This window comes from Mesorhizobium sp. ISC15 (genome assembly GCF_037162615.1).
In the GTDB taxonomy this organism is placed as follows: domain Bacteria; phylum Pseudomonadota; class Alphaproteobacteria; order Rhizobiales; family Rhizobiaceae; genus Mesorhizobium; species Mesorhizobium mediterraneum.
The window spans coordinates 1,682,058-1,697,565 of record NZ_JAVSPX010000001.1 but is presented as its reverse complement, the minus strand read 5'-3'; the positions used below and the strand labels follow the sequence as shown (position 1 = coordinate 1,697,565).

Annotated in this window: 14 protein-coding genes; 8 read left to right on the top strand and 6 right to left on the bottom strand. The window is 63.7% G+C overall.

What is annotated here, in order from left to right; genetic code table 11:
• Nucleotides 1-214 precede the first annotated feature (214 nt).
• Complete coding sequence (locus tag RPG13_RS08425) at nt 215-943, bottom strand: intradiol ring-cleavage dioxygenase (protein WP_337124834.1); 729 nt, start codon at nt 941-943, stop codon at nt 215-217.
• Nucleotides 944-1,119: 176 nt separating this feature from the next.
• On the opposite strand from RPG13_RS08425, the gene RPG13_RS08420 reads away from it, so the two are divergent.
• Complete coding sequence (locus tag RPG13_RS08420) at nt 1,120-2,178, top strand: CobW family GTP-binding protein (protein ID WP_126103931.1); 1,059 nt, start codon at nt 1,120-1,122, stop codon at nt 2,176-2,178.
• Nucleotides 2,179-2,439: 261 nt separating this feature from the next.
• Nucleotides 2,440-3,414 carry a WD40 repeat domain-containing protein gene (locus tag RPG13_RS08415; protein WP_337124833.1) on the top strand — a complete coding sequence of 325 codons (975 nt, stop codon included), beginning with the start codon at nt 2,440-2,442 and terminating at the stop codon, nt 3,412-3,414.
• Between the two features lie 13 nt (nt 3,415-3,427).
• On the opposite strand, the gene RPG13_RS08410 is transcribed toward RPG13_RS08415, so the two are convergent.
• Nucleotides 3,428-3,880, bottom strand: coding sequence for a hypothetical protein (locus RPG13_RS08410; RefSeq protein WP_337124832.1), 453 nt, complete (start codon nt 3,878-3,880; stop codon nt 3,428-3,430).
• A 168-nt stretch (nt 3,881-4,048) separates the two neighbouring features.
• Here RPG13_RS08410 and RPG13_RS08405 point away from each other — a divergent pair, with 168 nt between their 5' ends.
• The 3 genes from RPG13_RS08405 (at nt 4,049) to RPG13_RS08395 (ending at nt 7,677) form a co-directional block, all read left to right on the top strand.
• Complete coding sequence (locus RPG13_RS08405; RefSeq protein ID WP_337124831.1) at nt 4,049-5,431, top strand: aspartate aminotransferase family protein; 1,383 nt, start codon at nt 4,049-4,051, stop codon at nt 5,429-5,431.
• Between the two features lie 13 nt (nt 5,432-5,444).
• Nucleotides 5,445-6,866 (top strand): glutamine synthetase family protein, encoded by a 1,422-nt coding sequence (locus RPG13_RS08400; RefSeq protein ID WP_127289921.1) that lies wholly within the window; start codon nt 5,445-5,447, stop codon nt 6,864-6,866.
• 76 nt (nt 6,867-6,942) lie between these two features.
• Nucleotides 6,943-7,677: a UdgX family uracil-DNA binding protein gene (locus tag RPG13_RS08395; protein ID WP_337126997.1), complete on the top strand. Its 735-nt coding sequence runs from the start codon at nt 6,943-6,945 to the stop codon at nt 7,675-7,677.
• 2 nt (nt 7,678-7,679) lie between these two features.
• Here the strand turns inward: RPG13_RS08395 and RPG13_RS08390 are convergent, their stop codons facing one another.
• The 4 genes from RPG13_RS08390 to RPG13_RS08375 all read right to left on the bottom strand — a co-directional run bounded on the left by RPG13_RS08390 (nt 7,680) and on the right by RPG13_RS08375 (nt 12,054).
• Nucleotides 7,680-8,945 (bottom strand): glycerate kinase type-2 family protein, encoded by a 1,266-nt coding sequence (locus tag RPG13_RS08390; RefSeq protein WP_337124830.1) that lies wholly within the window; start codon nt 8,943-8,945, stop codon nt 7,680-7,682.
• Nucleotides 8,942-9,445 carry a heme-degrading domain-containing protein gene (locus RPG13_RS08385; protein ID WP_337124829.1) on the bottom strand — a complete coding sequence of 168 codons (504 nt, stop codon included), beginning with the start codon at nt 9,443-9,445 and terminating at the stop codon, nt 8,942-8,944. Before RPG13_RS08385 ends, RPG13_RS08390 begins: the two co-directional genes overlap by 4 nt.
• 75 nt (nt 9,446-9,520) lie before the next feature.
• Complete coding sequence (guaD, locus tag RPG13_RS08380) at nt 9,521-10,834, bottom strand: guanine deaminase (protein ID WP_127289913.1); 1,314 nt, start codon at nt 10,832-10,834, stop codon at nt 9,521-9,523.
• Nucleotides 10,835-10,836: 2 nt separating this feature from the next.
• Nucleotides 10,837-12,054, bottom strand: coding sequence for a urate hydroxylase PuuD (locus tag RPG13_RS08375; protein WP_127289911.1), 1,218 nt, complete (start codon nt 12,052-12,054; stop codon nt 10,837-10,839).
• Nucleotides 12,055-12,194: 140 nt separating this feature from the next.
• Between RPG13_RS08375 and RPG13_RS08370 the strand changes: the two genes are divergently transcribed.
• The 3 genes from RPG13_RS08370 (at nt 12,195) to RPG13_RS08360 (ending at nt 15,476) form a co-directional block, all read left to right on the top strand.
• Nucleotides 12,195-13,115, top strand: a complete 921-nt coding sequence (locus tag RPG13_RS08370) for a LysR family transcriptional regulator (RefSeq protein ID WP_095484394.1) — start codon at nt 12,195-12,197, stop codon at nt 13,113-13,115.
• Between the two features lie 76 nt (nt 13,116-13,191).
• Nucleotides 13,192-14,214, top strand: coding sequence for an LLM class flavin-dependent oxidoreductase (locus tag RPG13_RS08365; RefSeq protein WP_127289909.1), 1,023 nt, complete (start codon nt 13,192-13,194; stop codon nt 14,212-14,214).
• Nucleotides 14,211-15,476, top strand: a complete 1,266-nt coding sequence (locus tag RPG13_RS08360; protein ID WP_127289907.1) for an LLM class flavin-dependent oxidoreductase — start codon at nt 14,211-14,213, stop codon at nt 15,474-15,476. Before RPG13_RS08365 ends, RPG13_RS08360 begins: the two co-directional genes overlap by 4 nt.
• The last annotated feature ends 32 nt before the right edge of the window (nt 15,477-15,508 follow it).

Below are 15,508 nucleotides of genomic sequence, written 5' to 3'. Positions count from 1 at the left end.
CCCTCTTCGGCCGAACCGGTGCGGACAGCATAGAGGCAGCCGCCCGGTTGGCAATCGACGATCAAAAAGATCCGGCTCTGCAAAACAGCTTTGCCGGCAAGCAATGCGATGTCCGCCGTGGCTAATGCCAGATGTTTATTTCAGTTAGATGACAAACGACTTTTCAGTGCAGGTGGGAGCTTTCCGCAGGAGCGCCGCACACACGAAACGAGACTCAATCAGCCTTTACCGCGACGATCATCAACGCCTGGTAGGCGTCCGCCACCTCACGCAGCGCCGCCTGCGACAGCGGCCCGGCGCGCCGGGCGATACCGTCCCTGGCATTCAGCGTATCCCGCCTGCCGGACCGGTCGGTGTAGGGCGCGACAGTGGTGAATATCTGCTCGCTCAGGCTGTCGGGGAAAAACAGCTGGCCGGTCATCACCGAATTGTCGTTGGGGAAGACCTTGAAGTGGATGTGGGTGGTGCGGCCGCGATACCAGCCGGGATAAATGGTGGCGAAGGAAACGATGCCGGTGTCGTCCGTCTTTTGCCAGCCGCGCAGAAAACTCTGGCCTGACGTGTCGACATCCTGGCCGTCACCTTGTCCAGGATAGCCCGAATAATGCCCTTGCGCATCGCAATGCCAGATGTCGACGCGCGCGCCGGGAAGCGGCCGGCAGCCCGCGTCGACCACCTGCAGCCGTACATTGAGGGCAATGCCCGCTTTGCCCTCGGTGATATCGGCGCGCTCGAGCTTCGGGTCGAAATAGAACGGCCCCTCGGTCGCCTCCGGCGTGATCGCGCAGACGCCGGCACCACTATCGAACAGGACAAGCCCGGCAAAGGGCGAGGCTTCTTCGGCCCTTGCAGCTGGAAGGAAAATGCCGCCGCCGGCAGTGACGGCGATGAGGCCGAGCGCCCGACGCCGGTTCAATGGAAATAAGGATGGATTGTCGGGCATCCGGCGTCACTTTCATTCTGTCGAGCAACTCACCTTGTTCTTATCTAGGCAGTGAGGCCAGCCAGCACTAATGAAAGTTCGGCAATGTTGGCGACCTGTTTGGCCCATTGGTTTGCTGCGTGCAAAAGCGAGGCGCACATCCTATATGGAGCCAACAATCCTTTTCGAGGCCCAACATGAGCGATGCACAGACGACGCAGATCCCCGTAACCGTTCTCACCGGCTATCTCGGCGCCGGCAAGACCACGCTGCTCAACCGCATCCTTTCGGAAAACCACGGCAAGCGCTACGCCGTCATCGTCAATGAATTCGGCGAGATCGGCATCGACAACGAGCTGATCGTGGAATCCGACGAGGAAATCTACGAGATGAACAATGGCTGCGTCTGCTGCACGGTGCGCGGCGACCTGATCCGCGTCGTCGAAGGCCTGATGCGCCGGCCGGGCCGTTTCGACGCCATCGTGATCGAGACGACTGGCCTCGCCGATCCGGTGCCGGTGGCGCAGACCTTCTTCATGGACGATGATGTGCGCTCCAAGACCAGGCTCGACGCAGTGGTGGCGCTGGTCGACGCCAAGCACCTGCCGTTGCGGCTGAAGGATTCCCGTGAAGCCGAGGACCAGATCGCCTTTGCCGATGTCGTCGTGCTCAACAAGACCGATCTCGTCACGCCGGAGGAACTGGGCAAGGTCGAGGCGACGATCCGCGCGATCAACCCGGCGGCCAGGATCCATCGCACCACACGCGCCGGCCTGGCGTTGTCGGAAGTGCTCGACCGCGGCGCCTTCGATCTCTCGCGGGCGCTGGAGAACGACCCGCATTTCCTCGAGGCGCATGACGACCATGACCACGACCATCATGACCATGACGGCCATCATCACCATGATCATGACGGGCATGACCACCATCATCACGCGCACCCGTCCGATATTCATGACGTGACGGTGCAATCGGTGTCGTTGCGCGGCGGCGAGATGGACCCGAAGAAATTCTTCCCGTGGATCGAGAAGATCACCCAGATGGAAGGCCCGAACATCCTGCGGCTAAAAGGCATCATCGCGCTCAAGGGCGATGATGAGCGCTATGTCATCCAGGGCGTGCACATGATTATCGAGGGCGACCACCAGCGCGCCTGGAAGGACGGCGAGAAGCACGAGAGCCGGCTGGTGTTCATCGGCCGCGAGCTCGATGCCGAGCGGCTGAAGAAGAGTTTTGACGCCTGCCAGGCCGCTTGATTTCCAAACCTTATAACGATAGCGCTGCACCTTCTTTCCTTCTCCCCTTGTGGGAGAAGGTGGCCGAGCGAAGCTCGGTCGGATGAGGCGTGTTCCAGCTTGGCACTGACGGCGTTTCGTCCAGCACCCCTCAACCGTCTTGGCGCTGCGCGCCAATCCACCTTCTCCCACAAGGGGAGAAGGTCGCGTCGCACCTAGCCACGCTAACGATTCCTCTGCGGCGGCAAGGCGACCACAACGATCTCTAATGGAACAGCTCGCATGCCCACAGTCGCCCCGCTTGATCTCGATGGCCATTGCATCGCCGCCGTCTTCCTTGACGACGTGCCGCACTTTGCCCTGGCCGACGGCACCATCCATCGGCTCGACCATGGCCACAAGACTGTGCAGGCCAATGACGGCTTGCTCGCGGCCTTCCACGACGCGGCCAACGACCGGCTGATCACCGGCGGCGAGGACGGCAAGGTCTTTGCCGTCACCGCAGGCGGCAATGCGGCGGAACTGGCAAGCGCCGGCAAAAAATGGATCACCAGCGTTGCCGCCGGGCCGCAAGGTGCCATTGCCTACGCCTCGGGCAAGACCGCGTATGTGCGCTTCGCCGACGGCAAGACCAGGGAATTCTTGCATCCGCGTTCGGTCGAGGGGCTGGCGTTCTCGCCCAAGGGCATGCGCTTTGGCGTCGCCCGCTACAATGGCGCGACGCTGCATTTCCCGGCGGCCGACGGCAAGCCTGTCGAGCTCGAATGGGCCGGCGCCCACACCGGCATCACCTTCTCGCCGGACGGCGCCTTCCTCGTCACCACCATGCAGGAAAACGCGCTGCATGGCTGGAAGCTGGCCGACGGCAAGCACATGCGCATGAGCGGCTATCCAGGCAAGGTCAAAAGCCTGTCGTGGGCGTCCAAGGGAAAATGGCTGGCGAGTTCCGGCGCGCCGGCGGCGATCGTCTGGCCGTTTTCGGGTAAGGACGGGCCGATGGGCAAGGCGCCGCTGGAGCTCGGCACGCGCGGCAACGCCATGGTGACCTCAGTGGCCTGCCATCCGAGCCAGGATGTCGTCGCCGTCGGCTATGATGACGGCATGGTGATGGCCGTGCGCTTCACCGACGCCAAGGAAGTGCTGCTGCGCCGGCCGGGCAAGGGCGCCATCACCTCGATGATGTGGGACAGGCAAGAGCGCCGCGTCGCCTTCGGCAGTGCGGCCGGCGACTGCGGCGTTATCGATATTTCGGCATAACTAGCCGGGAGTTCTACTCGGCCCCGCAGGAGACCTTGCCGGTCAATTCGACAGGCTTGTCGTCTTTGTCCGCGGCAGCCGTGCCGTCATAGATCGCGAGCGAATAGCGCCCGTCATAAACGCCTTCTTCGCTGGCCTTGGTCAAGATCGTCAGTTCGACTGAGCTATAGGTGTTTGCGACCTCGTGCTCGCGATAGACGAGCAGCCGCAGTTCCTTGCCGTCGAGCCAGTATTGCGTGAGGTTGGAACCCTCGAACACGCTCTTGCGCAGACCGTCGCCAACGGGCCTGCCAAGAATTTCGAGGTCGCCGCGAAAATTGAAGGTCGGCCCGCCCATGCCTCTGGTGACGCCGGCTTCGACCTCGAATTTCACCGCGGCATCCTCGGCGGAGCACCAGATGCCGCCGGTGGCGAAGGCCGTGCCGGCCGACAGCAGCAGCGTTGTTACACAGAAGATCGTCCGCATCTTTTCTCCCCCAAGCCACAAAACCCACCTGCATTGATGCTGGAGGATGCCCCGAGGTCAAGCGCCAGTGCTCTTCTATCGTGGCCGCTGAACCAATGCAGGGCGGCCGCGCGGCCAATTGCGGTTCCGGATGCCGATTGGCTAGAGTGACGTACGAGAGGGGCCTTCATGCATACAATCGACCATTCAAAGACATCCGTCGGCGGCATCAGCACTGCCCGCATCGCCGATCTGCGCGAGACCGAGGCCGAAGCCTTCCGCAAGGCACGGCCAAAATCGGCAGCGAAGGCCGGCAATGGTCTGCCGGGCTTCTTCGGCGGCGTGCCGATGCACTGGATGAACGACTGGCCGACGCCATTCCCGATCCTGGTCGGCAGCGCAAAGGGCGCCACCATCACCGATATCGACGGCAACAGGCTCGACGATTTCTGCCTCGGCGATACCGGCTCGATGTTCGGCCATTCGCCGCCGCCGGTCGCCCGCGCCATCCGCCGGCAGGCTGGACGCGGCCTCACCTACATGCTGCCTTCGGAGGATGCACTCGCCATCGGCCCACTGCTGCAACAGCGCTTCGGCCTGCCGTTCTGGCAGATCGCGACGACGGCGACCGATGCCAACCGCTTTGCGCTGCGCGTTGCCCGCGCCATCACCGGCCGGGAAAAGATCCTGGTCTTCAACGGCTGCTATCACGGCTCGGTCGACGAGACGATGGTGCGGCTGGTCGACGGCAGACCGGTCAACCGGCCGGGACTGGCCGGCGAATTCCGCGACCTGACCCGGGCAACTGATGTCATCGAGTTCAACGATGTGCCGGCGCTTGAGGCCGCGCTCCGGGACGGGGATGTCGCCTGCGTCATCACCGAGCCGGTGCTGACCAACTCGTGCATGGTGCTGCCCGATCCCGGCTTCCACGAAGCGCTGCGACGTCTCACCCACGCGGCCGGCACCCTGCTTCTGATCGACGAGACGCACACGATCTCGACCGGTCCGGGCGGCTACACCGAGAAACACGGCTTGGAGCCGGACCTGTTCGTGCTCGGCAAGCCGATCGCCGGCGGCGTTCCGGCCAGCGTGTGGGGCATGAGCGACGACGTCGCCACGCGCTATGCTGCCTATAATAGCCAGAAACAGCCAGGCTATTCCGGCATGGGCACGACGCTCTCGGCCAATCCGCTGCAATTCGCCGCAATGCGCGCCACGCTCGAAGAAGTGATGACCGACGAGAGCTACAGCCATATGGACCACCTGGCGCGGCGGCTCGACGCCGGGTTGACCGCTGTCATCGACCGCTACCGCCTGCCCTGGCATGTCGCTCGAGTCGGCGCGCGCGTCGAGTTCATCTGCGCACCCGGCCCGTTGAGGAATGGCGGCGAGGCGGAAACAGCGCACGCGCCGGAGCTCGAAGCGGCGATCCATGTCGCGCTGGTCAATCGCGGCGTGCTGATCGCGCCGTTCCACAACATGATGCTGATCTCGCCGGCGACCAGCGCCACCCAGGTCAACCGCCTGATCACCGCCTTCGGCGCGGTTGCGGCAAGGCTCGCGGCATGAGACAAGCTAGCGCATGAGAGAAGCGCACAAGCAAACTTTGAACGCCATCATCGCCTCCCCTTCGGGCTCGACGCCCGCCGAGGCGCAAACCTTTCTCGACGCCCACCCGGAGATCGAGGCGTTCGACATCGTGCTGACCGACGCCAATGGCGTCGGCCGCGGCAAGATCGTGCGCCGGCATGAGTTGATGAGCATCTTCGAGGGCGGCCGGCACATGCCGATATCCATCCTCGGCCTCGACATTACCGGCGAGGACGTTCACGAGACCGGGCTGATCTGGACGACCGGCGACGGCGACCTGCGGGCATGGCCGATCCCCGGCACGCTGGTGCCGCTGTTCGGTACACAGCCGCCGCGCGGCCAGGTGCTGATGGCGATGTATCATCTCGACGGTCAGCCCATGTCCTCCGACCCGCGGCTGGCGCTTGCCCGTCAGGTGGAGATACTGGCGGCCAAGGGCCTGCATCCTGCCGGCGCCTTCGAGCTCGAATTCTTCCTGCTCGCCAATGAGCGTGACGCGGACGGCAAGGTGCGACCGGCGAACGCGGTGCTCGACGGCCGCCGTTCGGCCAAGACCGAGGTCTATTCCGTCGACCATCTGCACGGCATGGAGCCGTTGTTTTCCGACATCTACGCCGCGGCCAAGGTGCAAGGCATCCCGGCCGAGACGGTCATTTCCGAATATGCGCCGGGCCAGTACGAGCTGACGCTGAACTATCGCCAGGATGTGATGCAGGCGGCCGATGATCTCGTCATGCTGAAGCGGCTGGTGCGGGCACAGGCGCGCCGCCACGGCGTCACCGCTTGCTTCATGGCCAAGCCGATCGAGAAATATGCCGGCTCCGGCATGCATTTCCATGTCTCGCTGCAGGACAAGGCCGGCAAGAACGTCTTCGCTGAAGCCAGCGGCGAGACCTGGTCCTTGCCGCTGCTGCGCGGACTGGGCGGCCTCATCCAGACCATGGCCGAATCGATGCTGGTGTTCGCACCGCACGCCAATTCATGGCGTCGCTTCGTCTCGCAATCCTATGCCCCAGTGGCGCCGACCTGGGGCGTCAACAACCGCTCGGTGGCGCTGCGCGTGCCGGCAGGCGATGCGAAAAACCGGCGCATCGAGCACCGGCCGTCGGGCGTCGACGCAAACCCCTATCTGGTCGCCGCAACCGTGCTGGCCGGCATCACCAGGGGTCTCGACGAAGGACTCGACCCCGGCCCCGAAACCACCGGCAATGGCTACGAATCGGCAATCACGCGCACGACCATGCCGGTAGACTGGCGCGCCGCGATCGAGGCCGCTCGCGCGTCGACGTTCCTCAAAGGAGCGTTGGGCGAAGACCTGCACCGGACATTCGTTGCGATCAAGCAATCCGAATATCTGCGGGTGGCGCGCACCGTCAGTGAACTGGATTATCATCTCTATCTGCATGAGGTGTGAGGATCGCATCGCCGGTCATTCTCCCGGCGAAAGCCGGGTCCGAGCTATTTGAAGGAACCTTTCCGGGGCTTCGCTCATTCCGCATCTGATCGCAGCAGCGGACAAGGCCGCATCAGCCATGATCGCCAGGATGCAGACAAATCCCGCGCCACGCCACGCCAAGGTGCAGGCAAGACGCTGGCCCAAGCCTGAATTGCCTGAGACGGCGGAAGACGACGGCGCAAGCACCATTCCCGAACTCAGCGAAGTGGCGAAAGCCTGCCGCCGATGTTCACTGTGGCGCAATGCGACACAGACCGTGTTCGGCGAAGGCCCTGATAAGGCCAAGGTGATTTTCGTCGGTGAACAGCCCGGCGACCAGGAGGATCTGGCCGGCAAACCTTTCGTCGGGCCTGCTGGCAAGGTCTTCGACGCAATCCTGGACGAAGCCGGCGTCGACCGGCTGAAAGTCTATGTCACCAACGCGGTCAAGCATTTCAAATTCGAGCCGCGCGGCAAGCGGCGCATCCACTCCAAGCCGAATGCCGGCGAGGTGCAGGCCTGCCGCTGGTGGCTCGACAAAGAGCTCGATCTGGTAAAACCCAATCTGGCTGTGGCGCTCGGCGCAACGGCGGCGCAGTCACTGCTCGGTAAAGTCGTGCCGATCATGAAGATGCGCGGCGCGGTCGTGGAGCGCGAGGATGGCCTGCGTGTGTTCGTCACGATCCATCCGTCCTTCATCCTGCGTATCCGCGAGCCGGCGGACAAACAGGCCGAACGCGAGCGGTTCCTGAAGGATATGAAGGCGGTGAAGACGCTGATGGCCGCCTGAACCTATCTGATCAGTATCGCCCGGAGATCATTGACGTTCGTCCCGGTCGGGCCGGGCACGAAAAGATCGCCAATAGCATTGAATGCCGTCCAGGCATTGTTGCCGGCAAGCATCGCCTTGGCATCGACGCCTGCCGCCCGCATCCGCGCCACAGTCGAACCGTCGGCAAAGGCGCCGGCGTTGTCCTCAGAGCCGTCGATGCCGTCGGTGTCGGCGGCCAGCGCGTGGACGCTCGCCATGCCGCTGATGCCGATTGCGAAGGCAAGCAGGAATTCCGAGTTGCGGCCGCCCTTGCCTTTTGTGCGCACGGTCACTGTCGTCTCGCCGCCCGACAGGATCAGCACCGGCTTTGGGAAAGGCCGGTTGCGCGTCGCCACCTCACGCGCGATCGCGGCGTGGACGCCGCCCACCTCGCGCGCCTCGCCCTCGATGGAATCGGAGAGGATGACCGCTTCGATGCCTTGGCGTCTGGCTTCGGCCGCAGCCGCTTCCAGCGACACGCCGGCCGAGGCGATCAGATGCACTTCATTGCGCGAAAAACGCGGATCGTCGCCGCACGGCGCCTCTGCGGCCGGCGAATTGATATGCGCCATCACCGCGGCCGGCAGTCTCATGTCATAGGCGGCGATCGACGCCAATGCGTTTTCGCGGCTGCCGGAATCGGGAACGGTCGGGCCGGAAGCGACCAGCGCCGGATTGTCGCCCGGAATGTCGGAGACGACCAGCGACACCACCTTGGCGGGATATGCTGCCGCCGCCAGCCTGCCGCCCTTGATCGTGGATACATGCTTGCGGATGGTGTTCATTGCGGCGATCGGCGCGCCGGAGGCGAGCAGCGCCTCGTTGACGGCGATCTCGTCGGCCAGCGTCAGACCTCCAGCAGGCGACGGCAGCAGCGCCGAGCCGCCACCCGAGATAAGCGCCACGACCAGATCGTCCGCGGTCAGCCCCTGCACCTTTTCGAGCAGCCGGCGCGAGGCTTCGAGACCGGCTGCGTCCGGCACCGGATGCGCCGCCTCGATGATCCCGATGCGCTGGCAGGTCGCGCCATAGCCGTAGCGGGTGACGACCAGCCCTTCGATCGGCCCGTCCCATACTTTTTCGAATGCCGCCGCCATCTGCGCTGAGCCTTTTCCGGCGCCGATGACGATGGTGCGCCCTTTCGGCATTGCCGGCAGACGATCCCTGATGGTTCTCTGGGGATCGGCAGCGGCGACGGCGGCGTTGAAAATGGCGGTGAGGAAGGTCTTGGGATCGATCTCAGTCATTTTGCTTCCGGCGGCAGTGCCAATTGGCGCCCGTCGACACCGAGATGGCTGCACAACGCGTCGACGACGACGCCGTGATCCTCGCGCTCCGGCAAGCCCGAGACCGCGATCACACCGATCACGCCGGCACCTTTGACCGTTACGGGAAAGCCGCCACCGGCAAGCACATAGTCTGATATGTCGAGGCCCTCGCCCGGCTTGAAGCTGCGGTCGGGGCGCTGCTGCTCCAGCACCAGGCGGTAGGTGCTTCTCAAAAACCGGCGCACGACGTTGATCTTGCGCCGCGCCCAGTCCGGATTGGAGGCGTTCGAGCCTGGCATCGCTGCATAGAACTGCGGCCGGTCGAAGGTCCTGATGTCGACGATGATCGGCAGGTCTTCGGCTAGCGCTCGGTCGCGGATCGCCGAGCCGATCTTGAAGGCAACAGCCTCGTCGAAGACGGGAAAGACAAGCGTGGCTTCCTGTTTCTTGATCAGAGCGATGTCGTCCGCAACGGCCATGTCGTTCCCCTGTCAACTTCGCTGCAGGCTTTGACCGATGGCTGCCGCCCGGTCAAGACGGAACGTGCGGGATAGCTAAACCGCCATATCGCTCTTCGCCGCCCGCCCGGCGACATAGACTTCGCGCACGGCGCGGTCGTCGCCGAGCGTCTGCAGCATAAACAATTCCTCCGCCAGCGTGTCCGCCGTCTCCATCCGCAGCCGCATCGCCGGCGTGGCGCGGGCGTCGAGCACGATGATATCGGCATCGCTGCCTTGGTCCAGCGTGCCGATTCTTTCCACGACCGACAGCGCCTCGGCATTGCCGCGGGTGAGCTGCCAGAACGACTGGAACGGGTTGAGCTTTTCGCCGTTCAGCGCGATCACCTTGTAGCCCTCGTCCATGGTGCGCAGCATCGAGTAATTGGTGCCGCCGCCGACATCGGTGGCGGCCGCGATGCGGAGAGCTTTGTCTCGCGTGCGGTAGCGCTGATAATCGAACAGGCCCGAGCCGAGAAACAGGTTCGAGGTCGGGCAGAACACCACCACCGAGCCTGAATCCGAAAGCGAATCCGCCTCGCGTTCCGACAGATGAATGCAGTGGCCGAACAAGCTTTTGCGCCCGAGCAGCCCGTAGTGCTCGTAGACGTCGGTATAGTCGCGCGCCTTTGGATGGAGCTGCAGCGTAAAGGCAATCTCGGCGTGGTTTTCCGACAGGTGCGTCTGCATGTGCAGATCAGGATATTCGCGGCAGAGCGCGCCCGCCATTTCCAACTGCTCGGGTGACGAGGTGATGGCGAAGCGCGGCGTGATGGCATAATGCTGGCGTCCCTTGCCGTGCCAATCGGCGATCAGCGCCTTGCTATCGTCATAAGCCGATTGCGCTGTATCGAGCACACCCTCCGGCGCGTTACGGTCCATCATCACCTTGCCGGCGATGTTGAGCATGTTGCGGTCATGCGACTCGGCGAAGAACGCTTCGGCGGACTCCCTGTGGACCGAGCAATAGGCGGCGACTGTCGTCGTGCCGTGACGCACCACCTCATCGAGAAACAGCCTGGCAATGCGGCGGCCATGCTGGGCGTTCTGGAATTTGGTTTCCTCAGGAAAAGTATAGGTGTTCAGCCAGTCGAGCAGTTCCGCGCCATGGGAGGCGATGACCTGCATCTGCGGAAAATGCGCATGCGCGTCGATGAAGCCCGGCAGCAGCAGATGTGGGCGGTGATCGATCTTTTTTGCGCCTTCATCAGCCTTTTTCTCGACCTCGGCATAGGTGCCGGCGGCTGCGATCCTGCCGTCGCGGATCAGCAGGCCGCCGTCCTCCTCGTAGCGCCAGGCGGGATGGTCGTCGACGGTCTCAGGCCAGCGCAGAAAGGACAGTGTGCGGCCGCGCAGGAGTGTGCTGATCATGCTTATTTCTCCGCCTCCTCGAACCATGCCACCAGCAGTGCCCGTTCCTTGTCGGTAATCTGCGTGACGTTGGCGGGCGGCATGGCGTGGCTGCGGCCGGCCTGCAGGTAGATCTCGCGGGCTTGCTCGGCGATACCGGCGTCCGTGTCGAGCATCACACCTTTTGGCGCGTGATAGATGCCCTCGTAGGACGGCTCCTGCGCATGACACATCGAGCAGCGGCCAAGCACTGTGTCGCGCACGGCGGGAAAATGCGCCGAGGCGACATAGATTTGTGCCGCCGAGGACGCCTTGGCTTCGCCGGTCAGCACTTTCGGCACCGTCGACAGCCACATGATGACGACGAACAGGACGGCGGCAGCCAGCCAAGTCCAGGTCGGGTTGCCCTTGCGCGCATGCATGGTGTTGAAATAATGCCGGATCAGCACGCCGATGATGAACACCAGCGAGGCGATCACCCAGTTGAACTCAGTGCCGAAGGCCAGCGGGTAGTGGTTCGACAGCATGAGGAACAAAACAGGCAGGGTCAGGTAATTGTTGTGCAGCGAGCGCTGCTTGGCGATCTTGCCGTATTTCGGGTCGGGCTTGCGGCCGGCTATCAGGTCGGCGACGACGATCTTCTGGTTCGGGATGATGACCATGAAGACGTTGGCCGACATGATCGTCGCTGTGATGGCGCCAAGATGCAGGAAGGCGGCGCGGCCGGTGAACAAATGGGTAAGACCCCAGGCGATGAACACCAGCACGGCGTAGAGCACTAGCATCAGGCCGGTGTCGCTTTTGCCGAGCGGCGAGCGGCACAAGAGATCATAGACCACCCAGCCGACGCCGATCGTCGCCAGCGACAGCAAGATGCCTGTAGGCACCGACATGGCGAGGACATTGGGATCGATCAGGAACAGGTCCGCCCCGGCATAGTAGACGACGCACAGCATGGCAAAGCCTGACAGCCAGGTGGCGTAGGATTCCCATTTGAACCAGGTCAGGTGCTCGGGCATCTCGGCCGGCGCCACCAGATATTTCTGGATGTGGTAGAAGCCGCCGCCATGCACCTGCCATTCCTCGCCGAAGGCGCCGGCGGGCATGCCCGGACGCTGGCGCAGGCCGAGATCGAGTGCGACGAAATAGAAGGATGAGCCGATCCAGGCGATGCCGGTGACGACATGCAGCCAGCGCACGGCGAAACTCAGCCAGTCCCAGAAAATCGCGAAATCCATCATTGAAAGATCGTCCCTGCCGATTGGGTGACTTTACGGGCTGGAGCGCAAACGGAAAGGGCCGAGCTGCACGATGACTTTCAAAAAAAATTGGAAAATACTAGGCTCGTTACACGCAGCTGCATGAGAGCCACGAAACCCGCATGGCCTACCTCGACAACATCGCCGTCTTCGTCCGCGTCGTCGAGCTTGGCAATTTGTCGGCGGCGGGCCGCGACATGCGCATCTCGCCGGCGGTCGCCTCCAACCGCATCAAGGAGCTCGAGAAGCATCTTGGTGTCAGGCTGTTCAACCGCACGACCCGGCAGCTGATGCCGACCGAGCACGGCACCGTGTTCTACTCCGGCGCCAAGCAGGTGCTGGAGGCGGTCACCGAGGCGGAGGCTGCGGTCAGCGCCTTATCCGGCCAGCCGCGCGGCACCATAAAAGTGACAGCGCCGCTCGGCCTCGGCCGCCGGCTGGTGGCGTCGGGCATCCCCGATTTCCACGACAAATATCCTGATATCGAGGTTCGGTTGAGGCTTTCAGACCACAATGTCGACATTATGAAGGAAGGCATCGATGTCGCCTTCCGGCTGGGCATCATCGAAGATTCCAGCCTCAGGATGCGCGGGATCATGGAGTGCGAACGGGTGCTGGTGGCGGCACCGAAATATCTGGAGGCGCGTGGCGAGCCGACCGAGCCGCAGGAATTGATCGGCAAGAAGCACGACTGCCTGATGCTGCGCTATTCCGGCGCGCGCGAATACGTCTGGACGCTGCAGACGGCGGACGGCCCGCGAAAATTCGAAGTGCACGGACCCTATGACACGGACGATGGCGACGTGCTGACCGGCTGGGCGCTGTCCGGCCGCGGCATCATCAACAAGCCGCGATTCGAGGTCGAGCCGTTCATCCGCGACCAGCGGCTGAAGGTGATCCTGTCCGACACGCCGCCGACGCCGGTGCAGTTCGCCGCCGTCTATCCGCACAAGAAGCTGCAGGACCCGAAGGTGCGGCTGCTGCTCGACTTCATGGCCGAGCGCTGTCAGCGGCTGATCAAGGATATTCTGGCCGGCAAATGATCGCCGACTGGCCGGTTGCTTTCCGTCCAGCTGGTGAAGATAATTCCTGCGGAATCTCACTCACCAGGGAAGACCGATGGCCGACGGCGCCACAATGCATCTTGCCGTTTCACTGGTTCCGGAAGCCGCGCCCTCCCATCCGTCCGACGCCGGCCCGGATTTCAGCCTTCTGGCCCGGTTCGTGCAAAAGGCCGAAGCAGCCGGCTTGGACATGGTGGTTCTTGCCGATTCCGCGCCCGCTGCACGCGGCGACGCGCCGAACCGGCAAGTGCCCTTCGAAGCGACGACCCTGCTGGCGGCGCTGGCGACGGTCACAAGCAGGATCGGCCTGATCGCCGCCGCGTCGACGGTTGCCCACCAGCCCTACAATCTGGCGCGCCGTTTCGCCTCGCTCGACGTCATCAGCCATGGCCGTGCCGGCTGGAACGCGAGCATGTTCCCCGATCCGCGCGAGGCAGCCAATTTCAGCCGTCCGGAAGGGTTTTCCGGCGACGACTTCCGCCGACGTGCGGAGGAATTCATCGGCATCGTGCAGGGCTTGTGGCAAGGCTGGGATACGGATGCCCTGCTGTTCGACAAAAGCGGCGGCCGCTTCTTCGATCCCGAAAAGATGCACCTGCTCGACCACAAGGGCGAGTTTTTCTCTGTGGGCGGCCCGCTGAATGTTGCGCGGTCGCCGCAGGATATGCCGGTGCTCGTCATGTCTGGCCTGTCGGAGGCCGACATGGATATCGGCGCCCGCGTCGCCGACGTCATCCTGTTGGACGAGCCATCGGTCGTGGGCGCGAAGGCTGACGATCTGAAGCGCCGCGCACTTGCGTTCGGGCGTAGTCCTGGCGCGATAAAGGTGCTGATGAACGTCGCGCCGAGTGCTGAAATGGCCGCCAGGCCGGACCTGATCGGAGACAAGCTCGAAGAGTCCTTCCGATCGAAAAGCTGCGACGGTTTCAACATACTCATGCCGCCGGCGCTGTCTGTGCTCGACGATTTCGTCGATCACGTGCTGCCGGAGCTTCGTCGCCGCGGCCTTCTCCGGTCGGATTATCCCGGCGCGACGCTTCGCTCCCATCTCGGACTGGTCGGGGAGGAGGGACAATGACCGCCCGTCAGATGAAGCTCGGCGCCTTCCTTTGGGCAACAGGCCACCACATCGCCGCCTGGCGCCACCCAAAAGCGCATGTGACAGCGGGCGTCGACATCGAGCACTACATCCAGCTGGCGCGAACGGCGGAGGCGGCGAAGTTCGATATGCTCTTCTGCGAGGACGCTGCCGGCGTGCGCGAGGCCAATGTCAATATCGCTAGCCAGACCTCGCGCTCGATCGGCTTTGAGCCGATCAGCCTGCTTTCGGCTCTCGCAGTCCAGACCAGCCACATCGGCCTCGTCTCCACGGCATCGACGAGCTACAACGAGCCTTACGGGCTGGCGCGGACCTTCTTGTCGCTCGACCATCTGAGCGGTGGGCGCGCCGGCTGGAACCTGGTTACCTCCGCCAGCCACATCGAAGCCGCCAATTTCGGCTCGACCGGCCTGCGCCCGCATGCCGATCGCTATGAGCGCGCGCGTGAATTCGCCGAAGTCGTCACCGGACTTTGGCACGGCAAGCTCGATGGGGCTTCCGGATCCGGTCACGACGGCCAGAGCTTTTCTGTTCGCGACCCGCTCGACCTGCCGCGCTCCCCCCAGGGCGCGCCAGTGATGGTTCAGGCCGGCGCCTCGGACGTTGGCCGGGACCTTGCCGCCCGCACCGCCGACGTCGTGTTCACAGCGGCGCAGACATTCGAGGAGGCGAAATCCTTCTACGAGGATCTCAAGGGTCGCCTGGCGACCTATGGGCGCGAGCCTGATGATATCAAGATCATGCCGGGCGTCGCACCGATCGTGGCGGCAACCGAGGCTGAAGCGCAGGAAAAATACGAGGAATTGCAGGAGTTGATCCCCGACGATGTCGGCATCGCGCTGCTTTCCAGCTATCTCAGCATTTCCGATCTGTGGCGCTATCCCATAGATGGACCATTGCCGGAGCTGCCGGCAAGCGAAGGCATGCAGAGCCGGCAAGCTCTCGTCGTCGATCAGTCGCGCCGGGACAAGCTCTCCATCCGGCAGCTTGCGCGCCACTTCGCCGGCGCGCGCGGCCACTGGCGCGTCGTCGGCACGCCGGCTCAGATCGCCGACGAACTCGAGGCACGCTTCGAGGGCGGCGCCGCTGACGGCTTCAACGTCATGCCGTCCTGGTTTCCCGGTGAACTCGATGCCTTTGCCGCGCTCGTCGTGCCGGAATTGCAGCGGCGCGGCCTGTTCCGCACGGAGTACGAAGGCCGCACCTTGCGCGACCATCTGGGCCTGAAGCGGCCGATCTGAGCAGCACGCTATGGAAGCGCGCCTGCACGAAC